This window comes from Mesorhizobium sp. P2_H9, assembly GCF_056403215.1.
Genome location: NZ_JBFUFX010000002.1, coordinates 336,697 through 357,482, shown reverse-complemented (window position 1 = coordinate 357,482; position 20,786 = coordinate 336,697). Strand labels below are relative to the sequence as shown.

The 20,786-nt window shown below is 62.9% G+C and carries 18 protein-coding genes; 13 read left to right on the top strand and 5 right to left on the bottom strand.

The genetic code is table 11. The annotated features are described in order from the left end of the window. Positions 1-36: 36 nt before the first annotated feature. The 3 genes from AC1DXN_RS04740 (at position 37) to AC1DXN_RS04730 (ending at position 4,568) form a co-directional block, all read left to right on the top strand. Positions 37-1,344 carry a DUF6638 family protein gene (locus AC1DXN_RS04740; RefSeq protein ID WP_477272860.1) on the top strand — a complete coding sequence of 436 codons (1,308 nt, stop codon included), beginning with the start codon at positions 37-39 and terminating at the stop codon, positions 1,342-1,344. A 16-nt stretch (positions 1,345-1,360) separates the two neighbouring features. Then, positions 1,361-2,485, top strand: a complete 1,125-nt coding sequence (locus AC1DXN_RS04735) for a DUF2333 family protein (RefSeq protein WP_477272862.1) — start codon at positions 1,361-1,363, stop codon at positions 2,483-2,485. A 403-nt stretch (positions 2,486-2,888) separates the two neighbouring features. Beyond that, complete coding sequence (locus AC1DXN_RS04730; protein WP_477421474.1) at positions 2,889-4,568, top strand: formate--tetrahydrofolate ligase; 1,680 nt, start codon at positions 2,889-2,891, stop codon at positions 4,566-4,568. 69 nt (positions 4,569-4,637) lie between these two features. Here the strand turns inward: AC1DXN_RS04730 and AC1DXN_RS04725 are convergent, their stop codons facing one another. Both AC1DXN_RS04725 and AC1DXN_RS04720 read right to left on the bottom strand, forming a co-directional pair. After that, a complete protein-coding gene (locus tag AC1DXN_RS04725) occupies positions 4,638-5,954 on the bottom strand; it encodes a hypothetical protein (RefSeq protein WP_477272866.1) in 1,317 nt (438 codons plus the stop codon). Positions 5,955-6,482: 528 nt separating this feature from the next. Continuing rightward, positions 6,483-7,127, bottom strand: coding sequence for a cysteine hydrolase family protein (locus AC1DXN_RS04720; RefSeq protein ID WP_477272868.1), 645 nt, complete (start codon positions 7,125-7,127; stop codon positions 6,483-6,485). 127 nt (positions 7,128-7,254) lie between these two features. Here AC1DXN_RS04720 and AC1DXN_RS04715 point away from each other — a divergent pair, with 127 nt between their 5' ends. Further along, complete coding sequence (locus AC1DXN_RS04715; protein ID WP_477272870.1) at positions 7,255-8,241, top strand: helix-turn-helix domain-containing protein; 987 nt, start codon at positions 7,255-7,257, stop codon at positions 8,239-8,241. 13 nt (positions 8,242-8,254) lie between these two features. Here the strand turns inward: AC1DXN_RS04715 and AC1DXN_RS04710 are convergent, their stop codons facing one another. Further along, positions 8,255-8,812, bottom strand: a complete 558-nt coding sequence (locus tag AC1DXN_RS04710; RefSeq protein ID WP_477272872.1) for a sugar O-acetyltransferase — start codon at positions 8,810-8,812, stop codon at positions 8,255-8,257. Positions 8,813-8,969: 157 nt separating this feature from the next. Here AC1DXN_RS04710 and AC1DXN_RS04705 point away from each other — a divergent pair, with 157 nt between their 5' ends. The 4 genes from AC1DXN_RS04705 to AC1DXN_RS04690 all read left to right on the top strand — a co-directional run bounded on the left by AC1DXN_RS04705 (position 8,970) and on the right by AC1DXN_RS04690 (position 13,285). After that, on the top strand, positions 8,970-9,431 hold the full coding sequence (locus tag AC1DXN_RS04705; protein ID WP_477272874.1) for a DUF4126 domain-containing protein: 462 nt from the start codon (positions 8,970-8,972) through the stop codon (positions 9,429-9,431). Continuing rightward, positions 9,428-10,819 (top strand): FAD-containing oxidoreductase, encoded by a 1,392-nt coding sequence (locus tag AC1DXN_RS04700; RefSeq protein WP_477272876.1) that lies wholly within the window; start codon positions 9,428-9,430, stop codon positions 10,817-10,819. The genes AC1DXN_RS04705 and AC1DXN_RS04700 overlap by 4 nt, the downstream gene beginning before the upstream one ends. Before the next feature lie 146 nt (positions 10,820-10,965). Then, on the top strand, positions 10,966-12,144 hold the full coding sequence (locus AC1DXN_RS04695; RefSeq protein ID WP_477272878.1) for an MFS transporter: 1,179 nt from the start codon (positions 10,966-10,968) through the stop codon (positions 12,142-12,144). An 85-nt stretch (positions 12,145-12,229) separates the two neighbouring features. Beyond that, on the top strand, positions 12,230-13,285 hold the full coding sequence (locus AC1DXN_RS04690) for a M14 family metallopeptidase (RefSeq protein WP_477272880.1): 1,056 nt from the start codon (positions 12,230-12,232) through the stop codon (positions 13,283-13,285). A 271-nt stretch (positions 13,286-13,556) separates the two neighbouring features. On the opposite strand, the gene AC1DXN_RS04685 is transcribed toward AC1DXN_RS04690, so the two are convergent. Then, positions 13,557-14,327 carry an isocitrate lyase/PEP mutase family protein gene (locus AC1DXN_RS04685; RefSeq protein ID WP_477272882.1) on the bottom strand — a complete coding sequence of 257 codons (771 nt, stop codon included), beginning with the start codon at positions 14,325-14,327 and terminating at the stop codon, positions 13,557-13,559. A gap of 320 nt (positions 14,328-14,647) precedes the next feature. Between AC1DXN_RS04685 and AC1DXN_RS04680 the strand changes: the two genes are divergently transcribed. Then, positions 14,648-16,837 carry an anthranilate synthase gene (locus tag AC1DXN_RS04680; RefSeq protein ID WP_477272883.1) on the top strand — a complete coding sequence of 730 codons (2,190 nt, stop codon included), beginning with the start codon at positions 14,648-14,650 and terminating at the stop codon, positions 16,835-16,837. A 6-nt stretch (positions 16,838-16,843) separates the two neighbouring features. Beyond that, on the top strand, positions 16,844-17,791 hold the full coding sequence (locus AC1DXN_RS04675) for a cation diffusion facilitator family transporter (RefSeq protein ID WP_477272885.1): 948 nt from the start codon (positions 16,844-16,846) through the stop codon (positions 17,789-17,791). Positions 17,792-17,904: 113 nt separating this feature from the next. Here the strand turns inward: AC1DXN_RS04675 and AC1DXN_RS04670 are convergent, their stop codons facing one another. Then, positions 17,905-19,002 carry a hypothetical protein gene (locus AC1DXN_RS04670; protein ID WP_477272887.1) on the bottom strand — a complete coding sequence of 366 codons (1,098 nt, stop codon included), beginning with the start codon at positions 19,000-19,002 and terminating at the stop codon, positions 17,905-17,907. Between the two features lie 102 nt (positions 19,003-19,104). Between AC1DXN_RS04670 and AC1DXN_RS04665 the strand changes: the two genes are divergently transcribed. From AC1DXN_RS04665 to AC1DXN_RS04655, 3 genes are all read left to right on the top strand, one after another. Continuing rightward, on the top strand, positions 19,105-19,548 hold the full coding sequence (locus AC1DXN_RS04665) for a DsrE family protein (RefSeq protein WP_477272889.1): 444 nt from the start codon (positions 19,105-19,107) through the stop codon (positions 19,546-19,548). Between the two features lie 62 nt (positions 19,549-19,610). Next, on the top strand, positions 19,611-20,396 hold the full coding sequence (locus AC1DXN_RS04660; protein ID WP_477272891.1) for an SDR family NAD(P)-dependent oxidoreductase: 786 nt from the start codon (positions 19,611-19,613) through the stop codon (positions 20,394-20,396). Positions 20,397-20,444: 48 nt separating this feature from the next. Then, positions 20,445-20,753, top strand: coding sequence for a putative quinol monooxygenase (locus AC1DXN_RS04655; protein ID WP_477245598.1), 309 nt, complete (start codon positions 20,445-20,447; stop codon positions 20,751-20,753). Positions 20,754-20,786 lie beyond the last annotated feature (33 nt).

Genomic DNA, 20,786 nt, shown 5'->3' with positions numbered 1-20,786 from the left:
CGGGCACCTTCTCCCCGTGAACGGGGAGAAGGGTAGATGACCCACCCTGCCAAGAAACCCGACCTGCTGCGCGACAATGAGCTGATCTACGGCCGGCTGCTGACGGTAGACGAACCGCATCTGATCCAGCGCTACAACAAGGCGATGGTGGCCTTCGGGCTCAAAGCCACCAGGCTGAAGAGCTTCCAGATCGATCGCACCGGCTTTTCGCCTGAGGTGGCCGAGGAATGCGGCGATTACGACTATCTCGATCCCGACGAGGTCAACCGCCGCTTCATCATCCTGACGCCGTCGCAGATCGACCTGCCGGTGGTCCACACCGCCTTTTCGAACACCTCGCAGCTGATGTTCGAGTTCATGTCGAAGAACCAGCGCGCCATCGATGCGCTGACCATCAAGGACGTCATATACGGCGAGATCGAGGATTCTGTCCCCAAGGTCAACGACATCGAGGACCTGTTGTCGATCAGCCAGGTCGAGTTCAAGGTGCTGTCGGCGGAGGACGTGCTGGGCAAGGCCGCCGAGCTCGGCAAGCTGGTCGACAGGCTGAAGCAGGAACCCGACGCCTGGCGCGACAGCACCATGCTCACCCGCATGGTGGAGTTGGCCAAGATCTGCGGCGACATCCGCGAGAACGCGCTGGTCCCCGATCAGGTGATCTTTCGCCACAACGCTTACTGGACCAGCCACTTCGGCGGCCTCTACGTCTTCGTCGACCCTGATATGACGACCGTGATCAGCGATCCGGCCGCACCCGGCTTCCGCCGCTCACGGCCATGGCAGGTGAGTTACATCTCGATCAGCGATGCCGACAAGGTGTTCAAGTTCCTCGCCTCGACCGGCCGCATCGAGCTGCCGCGCGCCTCGTGGATCGAAACCTCCGGCTATCTCGAGCACCGCGCCGAAATGGTGGTGCGCGCCCTGATCCGCGACTCCGAGCCCGACCGCAATCTGACCGACGTCGACAAGGTCTGGCTGCAGACCTGGATCCACGGCCATGCCGACTTGATCACCAGGGACGGCAATTTCCCCTTCCTCAACGCCGCCAAGCGCGAGATTTCCCAGCTTGGCCATCTCAAGATCGACGACGTGTTTCCGCAGCAGCGCTTCCTGGTGATCCGGGCCAAGCCCGACCATCCCGATGCCTGGCTGACCAACCAGCTGATCTCGGATTTCGTGCCGCAGGACTTCGTCTCGCGCTACGTGTTCAACAAGCCGGGCTTCTACAGGGACTATGACGGCTACAGCGACGCCTGGCGATCGCATGTTGTGGACGTTCTGAAAACCACATATTTGAAAGACAAGGTGGCGTTTCGCACGCGCCTTTATGGCCTGACTGACTGAGGGGTGAACGAGAGCCATGCTTGATCCGATCGTGAATTTCTTCACCCGCATTTTCCAGTGGATTGGTCGTGGCATCGGCCTGCTGATCGGTGCGATCCTGTGGCCGTTCCTATGGGCCGGGCAGTGGTACACGCAGCGCGGCTGGATTCTGAAGGCGGTGGTCGGCGTGGCGCTTCTGGTGCTGATCGGTCTCTATGCCAATTTCTTCTACGCCACCCAGTGGTGGAACAAGTTCGACCCCAACTACGTCGACAAATACACCTTCGAGAACCGTAATATTTCCGCTGGCGAGCAGGTTGCAGCAGGCGCCGGCACTGCCACCGCCAAGACCTGCGGAAACTCGGGCATCGCCCAGGTGGCGGCCGACCTCACCGACTTCAACGTGAACCAGAACGCCTGGATCTCGTCGATGATCCTCTACAAGCTCGGCCTGTTCGGCGTCGACTGGGATCACACGCCTTGGATGGACAACAAGGCTTCGTTCCAGCGCGGCGTCAACCAGGCGGTGCGGCGCACGGCAACCGAACTGGCCGACAATCTTGGCCGCGTCCGCACCACCTCGCAGATCGACGCCGATCTGCAGGACGCGCGCGGCAATCTGCAGTTCGACGAGGAAACCTGGTATTTCGGCCTGAACCCTTTCGGCCCGAAGACCCCGACGCCGAGCTACTACCGCGATGCGGTGAACAAGCTGCGCTCTTTCAACGCCCGGCTGGCCAGCTGCCAGGCGACATTCGACGCCCGCGCCGACAATCTGAAACAGTATATCGACCGCATCTCATCCGATATCGGCTCAACCTCGGCGATCCTCAAGGAACGCGCCGAAAATCACAACAATGGCTGGTTCGACTTCCGTGCCGACGACCGCTTCTGGTTCGCCTATGGCCAACTCTATGCCTATTACGGGCTGATGAAGGGCGCCCAGGCCGACTTCGAGGACGTGATCAAGGAAAAGCATCTCGGCAATCTGTGGGACACCATGGACTCGCAGTTCGTCTCGGCGCTGCGCATCCAGCCCTTTATCATCGCCAATGGCCGCGAGGACGGCTGGATCATGCCGACGCATCTGACGACGATGGGCTTCTACGTGCTTAGGGTCCGCTCCAATATGGTCGAGATCAGCAACGTACTGACCCAGTAGCGCTATCCGCTCGATGCATGTCGCCAAAAGTGGTCCCGGTTTTGGGATAACGACATGCATAAGAATAAATCCTAAAGCGCATTTCGCTTTAGGCACGGCGATGGCGAATTTGCGCCGCGCCTCTGTCGCAATCCGTGCATTGTGCGGCTGTTTTGAGACGGCGGAACAGCGCCCGCTCTGGCTTCTATACGGCGCGGCAACCGGCGCAAAAAGGATCCATGACAGGTCCTGCCGGCAGCTGGAGCATTTTTCTTCATAGGAAACATAGTTGCATGCAAGTTGACGCCACGGCAGCGACAGGGTTAGAACATGCCCGCGCGCCTAACGGCCGTTTCGAATTGCCTGCGACGACCATAGCCACCAAACCCGTCCCCTCCATCGTCCAATCCAGAGGAAAGCCGTCATGGCCGAAGTGAAGTCCGACATCGAGATCGCCCGCGGCGCCAAGAAAAAGCAGATTCAGGAGATCGGCGCCAAGATCGGCATCCCAACCGAGCACCTTCTGCCCTACGGCCACGACAAGGCGAAAATATCAGCCGAGTTCATCAAGTCTGTGAAGGGCAACAAGGACGGCAGGCTGATCCTGGTCACCGCCATCAACCCGACGCCGGCCGGCGAAGGCAAGACAACCACCACGGTCGGCCTCGGCGACGGTCTCAACCGCATCGGCAAGAAGGCGATCGTCTGCATCCGCGAGGCCTCGCTCGGTCCGAATTTCGGCGTCAAGGGCGGTGCCGCCGGCGGCGGCTACGCGCAGGTCGTTCCGATGGAGGACATGAACCTCCACTTCACCGGCGATTTCCACGCCATCACCACCGCGCATAATCTGCTTTCGGCGCTGATCGACAACCACATCTACTGGGGCAACGAGCTCGGCATCGACACCCGCCGCGTCGTCTGGCGCCGCGTCATGGACATGAACGACCGCGCGCTGCGCGAGATGATCTGCTCGCTCGGCGGCGTCGCCAACGGCTTTCCGCGCGAAGGCGGCTTCGACATCACCGTCGCCTCGGAAGTCATGGCCATCCTGTGCCTGGCCACCGACCTCAAGGACCTGGAAAAGCGCCTCGGCGACATCATCGTCGCCTATCGCCGCGACAAGTCGGCGGTCTATGCCCGCGACCTCAAGGCCGACGGCGCCATGGCCGTTTTGCTGAAGGACGCAATGCAGCCCAATTTGGTGCAGACGCTGGAAAACAACCCGGCCTTCGTGCATGGCGGCCCGTTCGCCAACATCGCGCATGGCTGCAACTCGGTCGTCGCCACCACGACGGCGCTGAAGCTCGCTGATTACGTCGTCACCGAAGCCGGCTTCGGCGCCGATCTCGGTGCCGAAAAATTCTTCGACATCAAGTGCCGCAAGGCTGGCCTCAAGCCGGCGGCGGCGGTCATCGTCGCCACCGTGCGCGCCATGAAGATGAATGGCGGCGTCAAGAAGGAAGACCTTGGCAAGGAAAACATCGAGGCGGTGAAGAAGGGCTGTGCCAACCTCGGCCGCCACATCGAGAACATCCGCCAGTTCGGCGTGCCGGCGGTGGTTGCCATCAACCACTTCTATTCCGACACCGACGCCGAGATCCAGACGATGAAGGACTACGTCGCCTCGATGGGTGAAGAGGCCATTCTGTGCAAGCACTGGGCCAAGGGCTCGGCCGGCATCGAGGAACTCGCCAACAAGGTGGTGGCACTGGCGGAATCCGGGGCGTCGCAGTTCGCGCCGCTCTATCCCGATGCCATGCCGCTGTTCGAGAAGATCAACACCATCGTCCAGCGCATCTATCGCGGCTCGGAAGCGATCGCCGACAAGTCGGTGCGTGACCAGTTGCACGCCTGGGAGCAGGCCGGCTACGGCCACCTGCCGGTGTGCATGGCCAAGACGCAATATTCCTTCTCGACCGATCCGAACCTGCGCGGCGCGCCGACCGGCCACACCGTACCGGTGCGCGAGGTCAGGCTTTCGGCAGGTGCCGGCTTCGTCGTCATCATCTGCGGYGAGRTCATGACCATGCCCGGCCTGCCCAAGGTGCCGTCCTCGGAAAAGATCTTCTTGAACGAGATCGGCCAGATCGAGGGGTTGTTCTAAGAGCGCATCCGGACTGCAATGAAAAAGGGCGCCGTACTGCCGCGGCGCCCTTTTTGCTTGCCGGGCTTCTCACGCCACTGTTGAGGACCCGACCTTCTTGATCCCGGCGACCGACATGCTGACGAACTGGTCGAGGATGGTGAAGAAGATGTCGAGGCTGAAACCGAACAGGAAGGCGAAGGTGAACAGGCTAAAGCCAATCCCCGAAACCTCGTCTCCAAGCTTGCTGCCCGGCGTCACGAACCAGGCAAGCACCATGCCGGCCAGCGCTCCCAGCGCGATCCTGTGGATCAACCGCGACAGCGGCGGATTGGGCAGCAGCGGATTGAGGATCATCCGCATGTGAAACATGATGGCTCCGAGCGCGCCGTAGAAGGCCGGGAGTATCCACAAGGCATATGGGCTGAGAACCTCGCCCAGCGTCTTTATCTGCGCGGTCAGCGTGTAGATCGAGTTCGGCGCGATCGTGATCACGCCGTCGCACTGCAGGCTGCGCGTTGCCTCGTCGAAATCGGCATTCACGTCCGTCACTTTTTCAGAAGACGCGCCTTCAGTATTGTTCGGGTTTTTCTTGTCGGTGTTTATCTGCGCGCAATAGGTATCCGGCTGGTTGGGGAGCTCCTTGATCTTGTCTGGACGCGTGGCTTTACTCACCCCCAGCGCCTGGTCACAGAACTGGTTAATCGCACCCTGCTGGGAGAATTGTGCCTGGCCCGCCGCTTCGCTATCGGCCGTGGATGTCGAATAGAGCTCGCAGTACATCCATTGCATTCCCCAGATCGGGAATTGCGCGTCCTCAGTCATGAACCCTTGCGCTCTTCTCACCAGGGAGGAAAAGCGCTGGTCGAGAGCGTGAAGGTTATCTTCCGAGTTGTAGTAGGCGTCCTTCAGGAGCGTCAGGTCCGTGATCGAAGCCTGCTCGGACGATGCCGAGCTCAGTTGTTTCTTCGTCGCCCAAACCTGGCGTATCGCCTGTCCGAACCGTGCGCTGAAATCATTGTTGTCGATTTCTATGAGTTCGGAGTTTATCGCGATTCCCTTGTTGTAAATGTACGTCAATCTTCCGGTTACAACCATGAAAAGCACAGAAAGAGCCACGAGAAAGTATGTCGCAAGCGCAGTCCTGCGCGACATGTCCCCGGGCGACCAGCCCGATCTCAGGGCCGCCAGGGTGGCAAATGGCACCGTGCCGGAACAATCGTTGAACACCGTCTGAAGATTGACGACCTCAGGCTGGCTGGCCGTCGCATCGTTGAGCTTTTCGGCATTGCCGATAGCCGCAAACAGGGAACTGTCCTTGAACACGCCGTAGCGGCCGTAGCTGGCGACCAGCTTGGCGTCCGCTATGAGTCCCGAAACGAGAGGGTCGGCCGGTGTCATCGTCATCGTGAAATCCCCCGCCTGACGACTACCCTAGATAGCCCGGCACATAGCCGTATTGCGACGGGCACCCGCACGGATATCCGGGCGGGCCAGGCGGCTGCGCCCAGCACCAGAACGATGGAGTGATGCAAATCGTCCCCGGCCGGTGCGGAGGGACCTGGGCGAAAGCGGGCCACGGCAGGAGTGCCGAAGCACCGGCCAAGGCGAGAACGACTGCAGTTCTTGCAACTCGCGCTTTCACTTGTTTCTCCCGGGAAAGTCCACCGACCACACTCCCTGATCAAGCATGACCGTTCCGCAGAGAGAGGCTCTCGTCTGTGAAAGACTTCACTCCGTTCTTCAGTTCTCGCCAGGTTCTGAAATAGAGCACGATCCGAATTCTTGCGTTTGGCCGTCCATCATCCCGAAAGCGAATGAGCCCAGCGAAAAAGACTTCCAAACGGGCCACGGCCCCGCCCAAGGTATTCGTGACCAGGAAACGCCAAGGGGCGCCGCAGCTTGCGGCGCCCCTCTCAATTCGAGGCTATTTGCCTACGCGGCGTTGCGCGCCAGCGCGCGCTGGTTGGAGGCATAGATCGTGTCACGTTCGGGCAGCGCGCCGGTCTTCAGGCATTCGATCCATTCGGCGGTCTTGAGCACTGCCGCGAAGCGCGACTGCAGGATGATGGTCACCACGCGGTGGATCTCTTCGGCCGAGGCATAGCCGGCGCTGTTGGCATAGGGCAGCGAGCCGGTGGCGTCGGACAGGAACTCGACGGCAAAGCCCATATGCACGGCGTGGATGATGGTCGACAGATCGCAGTTGTGCGTCATGTAGCCGACGACTGTGATCGTATCGATGGCGTTGGCGCGAAGCCAGTCTTCAAGGTCGGTGCCGGTGAAGGCGCTCGGCAAGGTCTTTTCGACATAGTGGTCTCGACTGCGTCTGGCGATTTCGGGATGCAGTTCGGCGCCATGGCTGCCCTTGGCGAAAACCAGCGATGTCTCGGGCGCCAGCTGCTTGATGACCACCACCTTCACGTCGGCCGCTGCCGCCGCGTCCATGGCACGTGCTACGTTGACGACGCTGTCGCGGAACGGCGGATGCTTGATGGCGAGATTGCCGCCATCATAGTCGTTCTGGACGTCGACGACGATGAGAGCGCGGCGCGGCGCGGTTTTGACTGGGTCAGACATGGTGTTTTCCTTCCGGCTTGAATGCGATGGGCCGAAAATAGATGCGTCACCAAACAGTCGAAAGTGTCCCAATTGACATTGTTCGAAAGAATTGGGACATTTCGGTTTGACCCTCAATGGTGTTCCCATGGCCGATCCGATTGTTGCCGCCATCGCCTTCGATGGCATCAGCCCGTTCCACCTCTCCGTGCCATGTCTGGTCTTCGGCGAGGACCGCACGGCGCTCGGTCTGCCGCGCTTCGACTTCCGCATCTGCGCGCTCGAAGCAGGGCCGGTGAGGACCGAAGCCGGGTTGACCGTGACCGCGCCGCATGGATTGGGCAGCCTCGACGGCGCGGACATTGTGATCGTGCCAAGCTGGCGGGATCTGGACGATCCGCCGCCCGCATTTCTGACCGAGGCGCTGCGTCGGGCGCACCAAAACGGCGCGTTGCTTGTCGGGCTGTGCCTCGGCACCTTCGCCATCGCCGCGACCGGCCTACTTTCAGGGCGGCGCGCCGCCACGCACTGGGCCTATACCGAACAATTGCAGGCGCTCTATCCCGACATCGTCGTCAACGCTGACGTGCTCTACATCGACGAGGGCGATGTCATGACCTCCGCCGGTGTCGCCGCCGGGCTCGACTGTTGCCTCCACCTCGTGCGCGCCCGCTACGGCGTGGAGGCGGCACTACGCCTCGCGCGGCAGATCGTCCTGTCTCCGCATCGGCAGGGCGGACAGGCGCAGTTCATCGAGCGTCCCATTGCCAAAGCCGAAAACGCAGACCGCTTCACACAGGCCCTCGACGCCGTGCGCGGAACGCTCGGTGATACGCACAGCCTGGACAAGGTGGCCGATGCCGCCGGCCTCACCCGCCGGACGTTCACGCGCCGCTTTCAGAAAACGATCGGCACCAGTTTCGGCGACTGGCTGACCGACCAGCGCGTCGCACTGGCGCAGCGCCTGCTGGAAGCCACGGAAAAATCGATGGACACCATCGCCTTCGAGGCCGGCTTCGGCAGTGCCACCTCGCTGCGCCAGCATTTTTCGGCGCGGCTGAGGACCTCGCCGGCGCAGTACCGGCGCGAATTCTCAAAGCGTGTCGATCAGGACGAGCACATCACTTCGCGCTGATCCCACTGGATGGTCAGCTCCGCTTGACCGGCCGCGCCGGATTGCCGACGACCGTGGTGTTTGCCGGCACGTCGCGCGTCACCACCGCGCCCGCTCCGACGATGGCGCCCTCGCCGATGCTGACGCCGCCGAGAATGATGGCGCTGCCGCCGATCCAGGCGTTGTCGCCGATCTCGACCGCTCTTGCGATCTCCAGGCCCGCCTGCCGCCCGGCGGCCTCCTTGTGATGCTCGGCACAATAGATCTGCACATTGGGGCCGAGCAGCGTTCCCTTGCCGATGCGGACCGTCGCCGTGTCGAGGATGGTGCAGCCGGCATTGAGAAAGGTGGCCTCGCCGAGAAAAATGTTGAAACCGTAGGCGCAGTGAAACGGCGCTTCGATCCGGGCGCCCTCACCCGCAGCGCCAAGCAGCGATTTCAGCGCCGGTCCGATGTTGCCACGTTGGCGAGGCGGCAGCGAATTGTGCTCGAACACCGCATCGCGCGCGCTGACGCGGAGCGCCTCCAGCTCGGCATCGAGGCATGTGTACCATCCGCCCGCCGCCATCTTTGTGCGTTCGCTTTCAGCCATGACAGCGCCTCCCGTCTCTTTCCTCGTGCTTGACTGTTTTACCAAAGTACAACGCGCCCTGGTGCAAGAAGCGCCAGCACCTGCTGTGGTCAAACGCCGGACCTATGCTAGCTTGCCTTCGCGGACCTGTCCCGCGCCTGCCATCGAAGGGATCGATATGCTGTACCTTCTTGCACTTCTGATCGGCGTCATCGCCGGCCTGCGCGCCATGACCGCACCCGCCGCTGTGGCCTGGGGCGCTTATCTCGGCTGGCTGCCGCTCGCCGGTACCTGGGCCAGCTTCATGGGCCACTGGGCCGCTGTCGGCATCTTCACCATCCTGGCCATCGTCGAGCTTATCACCGACCAGCTGCCGTCGACGCCGAGCAGAAAAGTGCCGCAGCAGTTTGGCACCCGCATCATCATGGGCGCCTTCACCGGTGCGGTGATCGGCGCGACCGGCGGCGCCACCATCGGCGGCCTGATCGCCGGTGTCATCGGCGCGGTGATCGGCACGTATGGCGGCGCCGAGGTGCGCGGCCGGCTGGCAGCAAGCTTCGGCAAGGACCTGCCTGCCGCGCTCATCGAAGACGCGGTGGCAATCGTCGGCGGTCTGCTGATCGTGGCGGCGGTGGTATGACGGCCCAAGCCTCAGACGCCAAGACATACGATGCCATCATCATCGGCGCCGGACAGGCCGGCCCATCGCTTGCCGCCCGGCTGAACGCGGCCGGCATGAGCGTGGCGCTGATCGAGCGCAAGCTGGTCGGCGGCACCTGCGTCAACACCGGCTGCATGCCGACCAAGACCATGGTGGCCAGCGCCTATGCCGCGCATCTGGCGCGGCGCGCCGCCGATTTTGGCGTGACGCTCGGCGGCCCGGTCGGCGTCAATTTCAAGGCGATCAAGGCGCGCAAGGACAAGGTGTCGAACGATGCACGCATCGGGCTGGAGACCTGGATCGCCGGCATGGACAAATGCACGCTCTATCGCGGCCATGCGCGTTTCGAATCCGCCAACACCGTGCGGGTCGGCGAGGATCTGCTGACCGCCGAGCGCATGTTCCTCAACACCGGAGGCCGCGCCTCGGTGCCCGACCTGCCCGGCATCAATGACATTTCCTATCTGACCAATTCGTCGATGATGGATCTCGATGTACTGCCACGCCATCTCGTCGTCGTCGGCGGCAGCTACATCGCGCTCGAATTCGCGCAGATGTTCCGCCGCTTCGGCTCCGATGTGACCGTCATCGAAAAGAGCCCGCGGCTCACCGGCCGCGAGGACGAGGATGTCTCCGCCGCCATCCTGTCGATCCTCGAAAACGAAGGCATTGCGGTCCATCTCGGCGCCGACGACATCGGCTTTGCCAAGCAGGGCGACGATATCGCCGTGACTTTCTCCGCCGGCAAGCCACCGGCGGTCGGCTCGCATGTGCTGCTGGCGCTGGGCCGCACGCCCAACACCGATGATCTCGGCCTGGACAAGGCTGGTGTCGAGGTCGACCGGCGCGGCTTCGTCACCGTCGACGACCAGTTGCGCACCACGGTGCCCGGCATCTGGGCGATGGGCGATTGCAACGGCAAAGGCGCCTTCACCCACACCTCCTACAATGACTACGAGATCGTCGCCGCCAACCTGCTCGACAACGACCCGCGCAAGGTAAGTGACCGCATCGAGGCCTATGCGCTCTACATCGACCCACCGCTCGGTCGCTGCGGCATGACCGAGGCAGGGGTGAAAAAATCCGGCCGCCGCGCCTTGGTCGGCCAGCGGCCGATGACCCGGGTCGGCCGTGCTGTCGAAAAGGGCGAGACGCAAGGCTTCATGAAGATCCTGGTCGATGCCGACACCAGGGAAATCCTCGGCTGCTCGGTGCTTGGCCCCGGCGGCGACGAGGCGGTGCACTGCGTGCTCGACCTGATGTACGCTAAGGCGCCGATCGACACGCTGGCGCGGGCAACCCACATCCACCCCAATGTTTCGGAGCTTCTGCCCACCATCGCCCAGGACTTGAAGCCGCTCGCATAGAACCGCCTTCGAAGCTCCCTGCCGTTGATGCGGCGCTTTCCGCGAGCCCTCCGCTTTCTGCAATGCTGCATTGCAACAATGGCGATTGCGCGCGGCACACATATCCAGACAGTCTCGGCTTTGAACCGATTCATTCCGGACGCTCCATGCCCTTGCCGATCCTAGCGCTTGCCATTGCGTCCTTCTGCATCGGCACCACCGAATTCGTCATCATGGGGCTTCTGCCCGAGGTCGCCGCCGATCTCGGCGTTTCGATCCCCTCGGCCGGCCTTTTGGTCACCGGTTATGCGCTCGGCGTCGTCTTCGGCGCCCCTATCGTCGCGGTGGCCACCGCGCGCCTGCGGCGCAAGCCGGTGCTGATCGGTCTGACGACGATGTTCATGATCGGCAATCTGTTCTGCGCCATCGCACCCGGCTACTGGACGCTGATGGCGGCGCGCGTCTTCACCGCCCTCGGCCATGGCGCCTTCTTCGGCATCGGTTCGGTTGTCGCCGCCAGCCTGGTGCCGCGCAACAAACGAGCCAGCGCCATGGCGCTGATGTTTGCCGGACTGACGCTTTCCAACATTCTGGGCGTGCCGGCCGGCACCGCGCTTGGCGAAGCCTTCGGCTGGCGTGCCACTTTCCTCGCCGTGGTCGGCATCGGCCTCATTTCGGTCGCGGCAATCGCCTGGCTGGTGCCATCCGATGTCACTGAACCAAGCAGTGGCGGCCTGCTCGGTGAAGTCAGGGTGCTGGGCAAGCTGCAGGTCTGGCTCGCCATGCTGATCTCGGCAACGGCATCGGCCAGCCTGTTCGCCGTCTTCACCTACATAAAGCCCTATCTCATCGACGTATCCGGCCTTTCGACATCTGCCGTAACCTGGGTGCTGCTGCTGTTCGGCGGCGGCATGACCATCGGCAACATCATCGGCGGGAGGCTGGCCGACTGGAAGCTGATGCCGACGGTGATCGGCACGCTCTTGATGCTGGCGCTGCTGTTGCTCGGCTTCGCCCAATTCGGCACAATTGCCGTGGTCGCCATCGCAATTGTCTTCCTGTGGGGCCTGCTCGTCTTCGTCGTCGTGCCGCCGCTGCAGATCCGCGTCGTCGAAGCCGCAGCCGAGGCGCCGAACCTTGCCGCCACGCTGAACCAGGGCGCCTTCAATGTCGGCAATGCCAGCGGCGCCTGGATCGGCGGCATCGCGCTGTCCTGGGGCGTGTCCTACGCCAATCTGCCCTTTGTCGGCTCGGCACTCGCTTTGTTGGCGGTCGCAATCGCCGTGCTGTCGCAGGCGCTCGACCGGTCAGCACCCGTTGCGGCCCTTCAGGCCCCGGCCGAGTAGCTTGCGCCCATCGCGCCGGTCGCTGGACCAATCGACAGCGTAACGACAAAGATGCATGTCTTCGGCTCATTTTCGGAGACATCCCATGCAGAAATCGATCGAGCGCATCACCGGGGACACTGAAGGCGTTTCCTACGAATTTCCGGTGTTCCGCTTCGCGGGCGCGGATAAGGCTGCCCCTTCAGCCTATCTGCAGGCAGCACTTCATGCCGGCGAACTGCCGGGCGTGGTTGCCATCGATGCGCTGATGCCGATGCTGGCCAAGGCCGAGGCTGAAGGCCGCATCAAGGGTTCGATCACCATCGTGCCGTGGGCCAACCCGATCGGCCGCGCGCAATACCATTTCGGCGAGCACCAGGGCCGTTTTCACCTCGGCACCCGAACCAACTTCAACCGCGGCTTTCCGCTGCTGGCCGCGCCCGACACCTCGCTCTTGCCGGACACCACACATGGCACGGCAGACCAGCAGCTGAAGACGCGGCTGCTGCAGCTTTCGCTCGGCCACGACATCGTGCTCGACCTGCATTGCGACGACGAGGGCCTGGCCTATCTCTACGTCCACACCAGCCTATGGCCGGCGATGGCCGATTGTGCCGCCGCCATGGGCGTCGATGCGGTCATGCTGTGGCACGAAGACACCGACGGCACTTTTGAGGGTGCCTCGATCATGCCCTATCAGAACGTCCCCGCCGATGTGGCGCGCTTCGACCGGCGCGTCACCACCACGGTCGAATATCGCGGCATGCTCGATGTCGATGGCGCCCTGGCCGGCGCCGATGCCGAAGGGCTCTATCGCCTGCTGGTGGCGCGCGGCGTGATCACCGACCCGGCCCTGCCCGCGCCCGATCCGTTCACCGGCGTCGCGGCACCGCTCGAAAACATCGACATGATGCCTGCGCCGCGCGGCGGCGCCATCCTCTACGACGTGAAGCCCGGCGATCGCGTCGCCAAGGGTGCGCGCCTCGCCACCATCGTCCATACGCCAGGCGAAGCCGGCGGCCGCACCGAGGTTTTCGCCCCGCAAGCCGGCATCATCCTGACCCGGCGCTCGCGACGCATCATCCGCGCCGGCGAAGACCTGCTGAAGCTGGTCGGGGACAAGAAGAGCGCCGACGCAAGGTCGGGCACGCTGGAGGATTAAGGAAGCATTTGCTTGGTAGTTGCCGAAGCGCCGATAGCTTCGTCATTCTAGGGCGGAGCAAGGAGCGAAGCGACGCAGCGCAGACCCTAGAATCCATGCCGTTACATCTGAGCGGCGCAGCGATCGAGAATTGTGCTCCGCTGCACTCCAAGGCGAAGGTCGCGGCATGGATCCCAGGGGCTCCGCGACGGAGCTTCGCTCCTGCTTCGCCCAGGGATGACGAAGTCGGGGGCTTATGCCCTTTCCCAACTGGCTGTCCAATGCAGTAGTACTAACCAGAAATAGCCTGTCGCGCCTTCGCCTCCAGCCATTCGGCCATCTGCCGGTAAGGCACAGGGCCGTGGCTGACGCGGGCAACGCCCAGTTCCGCCAGGCGCTGCCGTGGCGGTACATGCGCCAGCGCAATGATGTTGACCGGCAGACTGATCGACGCGCAGAGCGTCTCGATCAGACCCTCGTCACCAAGACCCGCTGCGAAGAAACCGTGCGCTCCAGCCTTCTCATAAGCCTGCGCCCGCTCGATGGCCTGGTCGACCAAAGCCTTGTCATGCGTGTCCGGCTTCGCTTTGAGGAAGAGGTCGGTTCGTGCGTTGATGAATGCCGGTATGCCGGAGGCTTTTACAGCCGCTGCTGCCGCCTCGATGCGTTTCACCTGCACCGCGATGTCGTGCAGGCCGCTGCCGCCGACGATCTGATCCTCGAAATTGAAACCGATGGCGCCGGCCTGCAAGGCGAGCGTCACGGTGCGAGCGACGGTTTCCGGAGCGACGCCATAGCCGCCCTCGAGATCCATAGTCACCGGCAGGTCGACGGCCGCAACGACGCGCTTGATGTTTTCGAGCGCCAGCTCCAGCGGGATTTTCTCGCCGTCGGCAAATCCGAAGGCGGCCGCGACCGGCCAACTTCCCGTAGCAATGGCCTTGGCCCCTGCTTTCTCGACGATCTTGGCACTGCCCGGATCCCATGCGTTGTAGAGAACGACTGGGTTTCCCTTGACGTGAAGGGCGTGGAACGCCCGCGCGCGGTCGATTTGCTCGGTCATTGGTGTCTCTCACATCTTCCTGCTGTTGGATCTCCAGAGTAGGTGGGACTGCCGGCCTTGGCGATGTGCCATGAGGCGTCGAAGCGGCAGCCACCAACAGACTTTTCAAACCTGTTGCGCATCGGGCCTTTCGCGGCTATGGATTTCGCCATGAACATGCGCTCGATCAAGACCATTTGGTGGTGGGCTCGCTGACAGCGGCCTGTTCGAACGCGTGTGCGTGAAAATAGAGGGTGGCCGCAACGGAATGTCCGGGCGGCCATTTGTTTTTTCAAGCCATTCCCGGGTCCGTTGCCCCAAAGACGCTGATGGAGACGGCAATGACGATGAAAGTTCTGGAAAACGGGGCGGAAAGCTTCGTCACCGCGGGTGGCGTCACCATCACCCGCGAGCGCCACGACCGGCCCTATGAGGGCGCAATCGACACCTATGTCGACGGGTTGAATTCGCGCCGGGGTGCGGTGTTTTCCTCGAATTACGAATATCCCGGCCGCTACACGCGCTGGGACACCGCCATCATCGATCCGCCGCTGGTGATCTCGGCGCGCGGCCGCGCCATGCGCATCGAGGCGCTGAACAGCCGCGGCGAGGTGCTGTTGCCGGTGATCGGCAAGGCGCTGGCCGGCTTGGCCGAGGTGACGATCGCCGAGACGTCGAAAAAACTGATCCGCCTCGACGTCGCCAAGCCCGGCCGTGTCTTCACCGAGGAAGAGCGCAGCCGCGTCCCTTCGGTGTTTACGGTCCTGCGCGCCATCACCGCTCTGTTCAAGACGGCGGAAGACGCCAATCTCGGCCTCTACGGCGCCTTCGGCTACGACCTCGCCTTCCAGTTCGATCCGGTCGACTACAAGCTCGAGCGCAAGCAGAGCCAGCGCGACCTCGTGCTGTTCCTGCCCGACGAGATCCTGGTCGTCGACCATTATTCGACCAAGGCCTGGACCGACCGCTACGACTATTCCGGCGACGGATTTTCGACCGAAAACCTGCCGCGCGACGAGATCGTCGAGCCGTTCAAAACCCCCGACCGCATCCCGCCGCGCGGCGACCACGAGCCCGGCGAATATGCCAATCTGGTGCGCAAGGCGATGGACAGTTTCAAGCGCGGCGACCTGTTCGAGGTGGTGCCCGGCCAGATGTTCTACGAGCGTTGCGAGACGCAGCCGTCGGAAATTTCGCGCAAGCTCAAGACCATCAACCCCTCGCCCTATTCCTTCTTCATCAATCTCGGCGAAGGCGAGTACCTGATCGGCGCCTCGCCGGAAATGTTCGTGCGCGTCAATGGGCGCCGTGTCGAGACCTGCCCCATTTCAGGCACCATCAAGCGCGGCGACGACGCCATTTCCGATAGCGAGCAGATCCTGAAACTGCTCAATTCGAAGAAGGACGAATCCGAACTTACCATGTGCTCGGACGTCGACCGCAACGACAAGTCGCGGGTCTGCGAGCCGGGCTCGGTGCGCGTCATCGGCCGCCGCCAGATCGAGATGTATTCGCGCCTGATCCACACAGTCGACCATATCGAGGGACGGCTGCGCGAAGGCATGGACGCTTTCGATGCCTTCCTGTCGCACGCCTGGGCGGTCACCGTCACGGGCGCGCCGAAATTATGGGCCATGCGTTTCATCGAACAGAACGAGAAGAGCCCGCGCGCCTGGTATGGCGGGGCAATCGGCATGGTCAACTTCAATGGTGACATGAACACCGGCCTGACCTTGCGCACCATCCGCATCAAAGACGGCATCGCCGAGGTGCGCGCCGGCGCCACGCTGCTCTTCGACAGCATTCCCGAGGAAGAAGAAGCCGAAACCGAATTGAAGGCATCCGCCATGCTCTCCGCCATCCGCGACGCCAAGTCGGGCAATGCAGCCGGTACCGAACGCACCACCGCGCGCGTTGGCGACGGCGTCAACATCCTGCTGGTCGACCACGAGGACTCCTTTGTCCACACGCTGGCCAACTATTTCCGCCAGACCGGCGCCAATGTCTCGACCGTGCGCACGCCAGTGCCGGAGGAGGTGTTCGACAGGCTGAAACCGGACCTTGTCGTGCTATCGCCCGGGCCTGGCACGCCGAAGGACTTCGACTGCGCCGCCACCATCAAGAAGGCGCGTGCCCGCGACCTGCCGATCTTCGGCGTCTGCCTCGGGCTGCAGGCGCTGGCCGAGGCCTATGGTGGCGAACTCAGGCAGCTGCACGTGCCGATGCACGGCAAGCCTTCGCGCATCCGCGTATCGAAGCCCGGCATCATCTTCTCCGGCCTGCCCAAGGAAGTAACCGTCGGCCGCTACCACTCGATCTTCGCCGATCCGGTGCGGCTGCCCGACGATTTCATCGTCACCGCCGAGACCGAGGACGGTGTCATCATGGCCTTCGAGCATCGCAAGGAGCCGATCGCCGCCGTGCAGTTCCACCCCGAGTCGATCATGACGCTCGGCCACAATGCCGGCATGCGCATCATCGAGAACATCGTTGCGCATCTGCCGCGCAAGGCTAAGGAAAAGGCAGCCTAGGGCGAGATGGCCGAAACGGAGAACATGACGGCGATCGCGGCCAAAGCCGCCGCCAAGCGCAAGGTCGCCAGCCTCGCCTTCTGGTCGATCGTCGTCGCCTTTGTCGTGCTCGGCCTCAAGCTCGCCGCCTGGTACGTCACGGGTTCCGTCGCGCTCTATTCCGACGCGCTGGAGTCGATCGTCAACGTCATCAGCGCTGCCGCCGCGCTATGGGCGATCCAGATCTCCCACAAGCCGGCCGACCAGGATCATCCCTTCGGTCATCACAAGGCCGAATATTTTTCGGCCGTGCTCGAGGGCGTGCTGATCGTGGTGGCAGCGCTGCTGATCATTGCCAAGGTGTGGCAATCATTGCCCCATCCGACAGCGCTTGAGCAGCCGTGGCAGGGCTTGGCGATCAACGGCGGTGCAGCCGCCATCAACGCGATATGGGCATGGATCCTGATCCGCAACGGCCGCGCCGAGAGATCGCCGGCACTGGAGGCCGACGGCCATCACATTATGACCGACGTCGTCACTTCGGTCGGTGTGATCGTCGGTCTTGTCGCCGCTGTCGTGACGGGCTGGCATGTGCTCGATCCGCTACTTGCAGGGTTGGTTGCACTCAACATCCTCTACCAGGGCTGGAAGCTTACCGGCGATTCGCTCAATGGCTTGATGGACCGTGCCGTCGATACCCAGGAGCACATGCACATCCGCGACATCATCTCGGCCAATTCGAAGGGTGCGCTGGAGGTCCATGACCTGAAGACCCGCATCGCCGGCCGCGCCACCTTCATCGAATTCCACATGGTCGTCGATGCCGATATGACGGTTGGCGAAAGTCACGTCATCTGCGACCGCATCGAGGACGCGCTCAAGGTCGAAATCCCGTCGGTGCGCGTTATCATCCATGTCGAGCCGGAGGAAGAGGCAAAGCTGCCCAAGGGCACGACGGCCGTGCCGTTCGCGTGAGGCGGTTGGCACGGCGTTGGAGATTGGCCGAGGCCTCTCAACTTCGTCATCCTATGGTCTGCGCCGCGTCGCTTCGCTCCTTGCTCCGCCATAGGATGACGAAGCGTCGGACCTCATGGAGAACAAGCCGACTGCGGCATCGGCTCCAGCCGATAGACCTTGTCGTCGGATACGGTCTTGCCCTCAGCCGCCTTCGAACACAGATCGACAATGGCCAGGCTGCTGTTGGGGTTGGCCAGCATCATCGTGCCGTTGGCGCCGCGCTTGAGGAAGATCTCCTTCTGCGTGATGTCGCAGGAAAAGTTGCTCATCTTAGCGCTCGCCGCGCAGCGCCACTGATCCGCCTCGCCCTGGCAGGAGTAGGTCTGCGTGACCTTGGCTCCGTTCTTCCTGGTGGTGACCGAAACGGCGATGTCGGCGCCATCAGGCCAATTGGCGGCATCGCCGCCGGCGGCGAAGGACGCCAGTTCGACCGGCCCGCGGAAAACCCGGATGGATTGCGTCACCTGGTCGGGATGCGAGCTCAGATGCGCGGCATCATAGTCACGCCCATAGCAAAAAGCCTGGTCCGGCTTCAGCCGCTCGCGCAAAGGCGGACCGAGCGCCGGGTCGATCGGATCGATGCGCGCGAACTCGGCCTGGCAGGTTGCCGCCGGCATCGGGTCGAGGCGGAAATTGTCGTCCTCCGAGCCAAGCGCCTGCCGGTCATATTCGGCCTCACCGAGTTCGTCTTCCGATCCCGCGTCGAGATAAAGATCCTGAGAAACATCCGTGACGATCAGACGGCCTTTGTCGTCGAGCTTCAGCGAGGCCATGGTGCGATCGCAGTCCATGCCGCAACGGATCGGACCGGTCTTGCCGTCCTCGGACTCGTGGTTGCACCAGCCGCTCGCCCATTCCGGCGCCTTGGCGCCGCGCGTGGTGGTGGCGATAAAACCATTGTAGGACGAGTCGGAATTTGTGGCCGGCTCCTCGTTCGGACGGCTCACCGGGTCATGGCCATAGAGGAAGAATATCCTGGCTACCTTCTGCTTCGGATGCGCCTTGAGGTGCCCGGCATCGTAGACCCGGCCGAAGCAGGCATCCTTGCCCTCCGGGCTCAGTTCGGTGAGCTTGAGGGCCTCGTCGGCAAGGGCCGAGCCCGCAAGCGCGCCGAGCAGCGCGGCGCCGAATCCGGCGCCGGCAATGATCTTCCATTTCCCGAACGCCATGTGACCCTCTCCCTCGCATCGACAGGACGTAACGTCGTTCTATGCTAGTATCGTGGCCGCAGCTACGCAATTTGCAGAGAGCATCAAGCAGAGGAGGATGCGATGCGCCGACGCGATATGTTCCGTGCTGTTCTTGCCGGGACTGGAACGTTTTTTGGCTTGCGGGTGGTGCAGGCAGCAAGCGCTGATACCACCGGGGAAAGGCAAAAGGTCGCCTATCATCTCAGCGATATCGACAAGGTCAATTTCGTGCTCGGCAACATCAAGAACCACTATGAAGGCACCGGCGGCAATGTCGACATCGCGCTGGTCGTGCATGGTCCGGCGCTTGCCACCTTCAAGTCGAAGGGCATATCGGCGGCGATTTCCGGGCGTTTCGCCGGCCTTGTACAGGACGGCCTCAGCCCGCACGCCTGCGGCAACACCATGAAGGGCATGGAGATCACCCTTGCCGACCTGCTCGACGGCTTCCACGCTGCCGACAAGGGCGGCGTCGTCAAGCTCGCCGAACTGCAGGGTCAAGGCTATGTCTATCTCAGGCCCTGAGGCTTGAACATAAGGGGGGCAAGGGCCTACGAAGGACGGGGGGAAATCCCGGAGGAACAGCAGTGCCAGCCACCCCGACCGCCCTCTCGATACCCGATCTCGCCGGCAAGGCAGTGCTCGTCACCGGTGCCTCGACCGGCATAGGGGCTGCTCTCGCGCTGGCCTACGCCGCGCAGAAAAGCCGCGTCGCCCTGCATTACAATTCAAGCCGCGACGCCGCCGAGAAACTGGCCGGAACCATTCGCGATGGCGGTGGCGAGGTGTTCCTCACCCAGGGTGATTTCTCGGTGCCTGCCGATGTCGAGCGCGTCGTCGAGGAGAGCGCTGAAAAATTTGGCCGGCTCGACGGGCTGGTCAACAATGCCGGCGGAATGCTCGGCCGCGTACCCTATGCCGAGCAGACCGAGGCGCATTACGATGCGGTGATGGATCTCAACGCCCGTTCGGTGCTGACCGCCTCGCGCAAGGCGATCCCATGGCTGAAGAAGCAGGGCGGCTTCATCGTCAACACCTCGTCGATCGCCGCGCGCAACGGCGCCGGCGGTGGCGCCGGCCTCTATGGCTCGGCCAAGGCCTTCGTCTCCAACGTCACGCGCGGCATGGCCAAGGAGCTGATCGGCTTCGGCATCCGCGTCAACGCGGTCGCGCCCGGCACCATCGCCACACCCTTCCACGAGCGCTATTCGACGGACGAGCAGATGAAGGGCATGATCGCCACCATCCCGCAAGGTCGCGCCGGCACGGCGCAAGACTGCGTCGGCGCCTATCTTTTCCTCTCGTCGGATTTGTTGAGCGGCTACATCACCGGCCAGGTGATCGAGGTGAATGGCGGCCAGTTGATGCCGTGACCGGCTAATTGCATACTCTTGTCGCGCGACCCCAGGGAGGCAAAAGGAATGTACGGACTGATCGGCAAGATGCGGGCGACGCGCGGCCAGCGCGACGCGATCATGGACGTCCTGCTCGCCTCGACCGGCGCCATGCCCGGCTGCCTGAGTTATGTCATTGCCCGGGATCCGGCCGATGCCGATGCGATCTGGGTGACCGAGGTGTGGACCGACCAGGCGAGTCACAAGGCGTCGCTGCAATTGCCCGAAGTGCAGGCGGCGATCGCCAAGGCACGGCCGATCATTGCCGGCTTTGAATTCCAGGTCGAGACCCATCCCGCCGGCGGCTTCGGCCTGCCCAGCGTCAAATCCGGCTGACGCCTGCCGGCTTCAAAAGACCACGCGCATTTT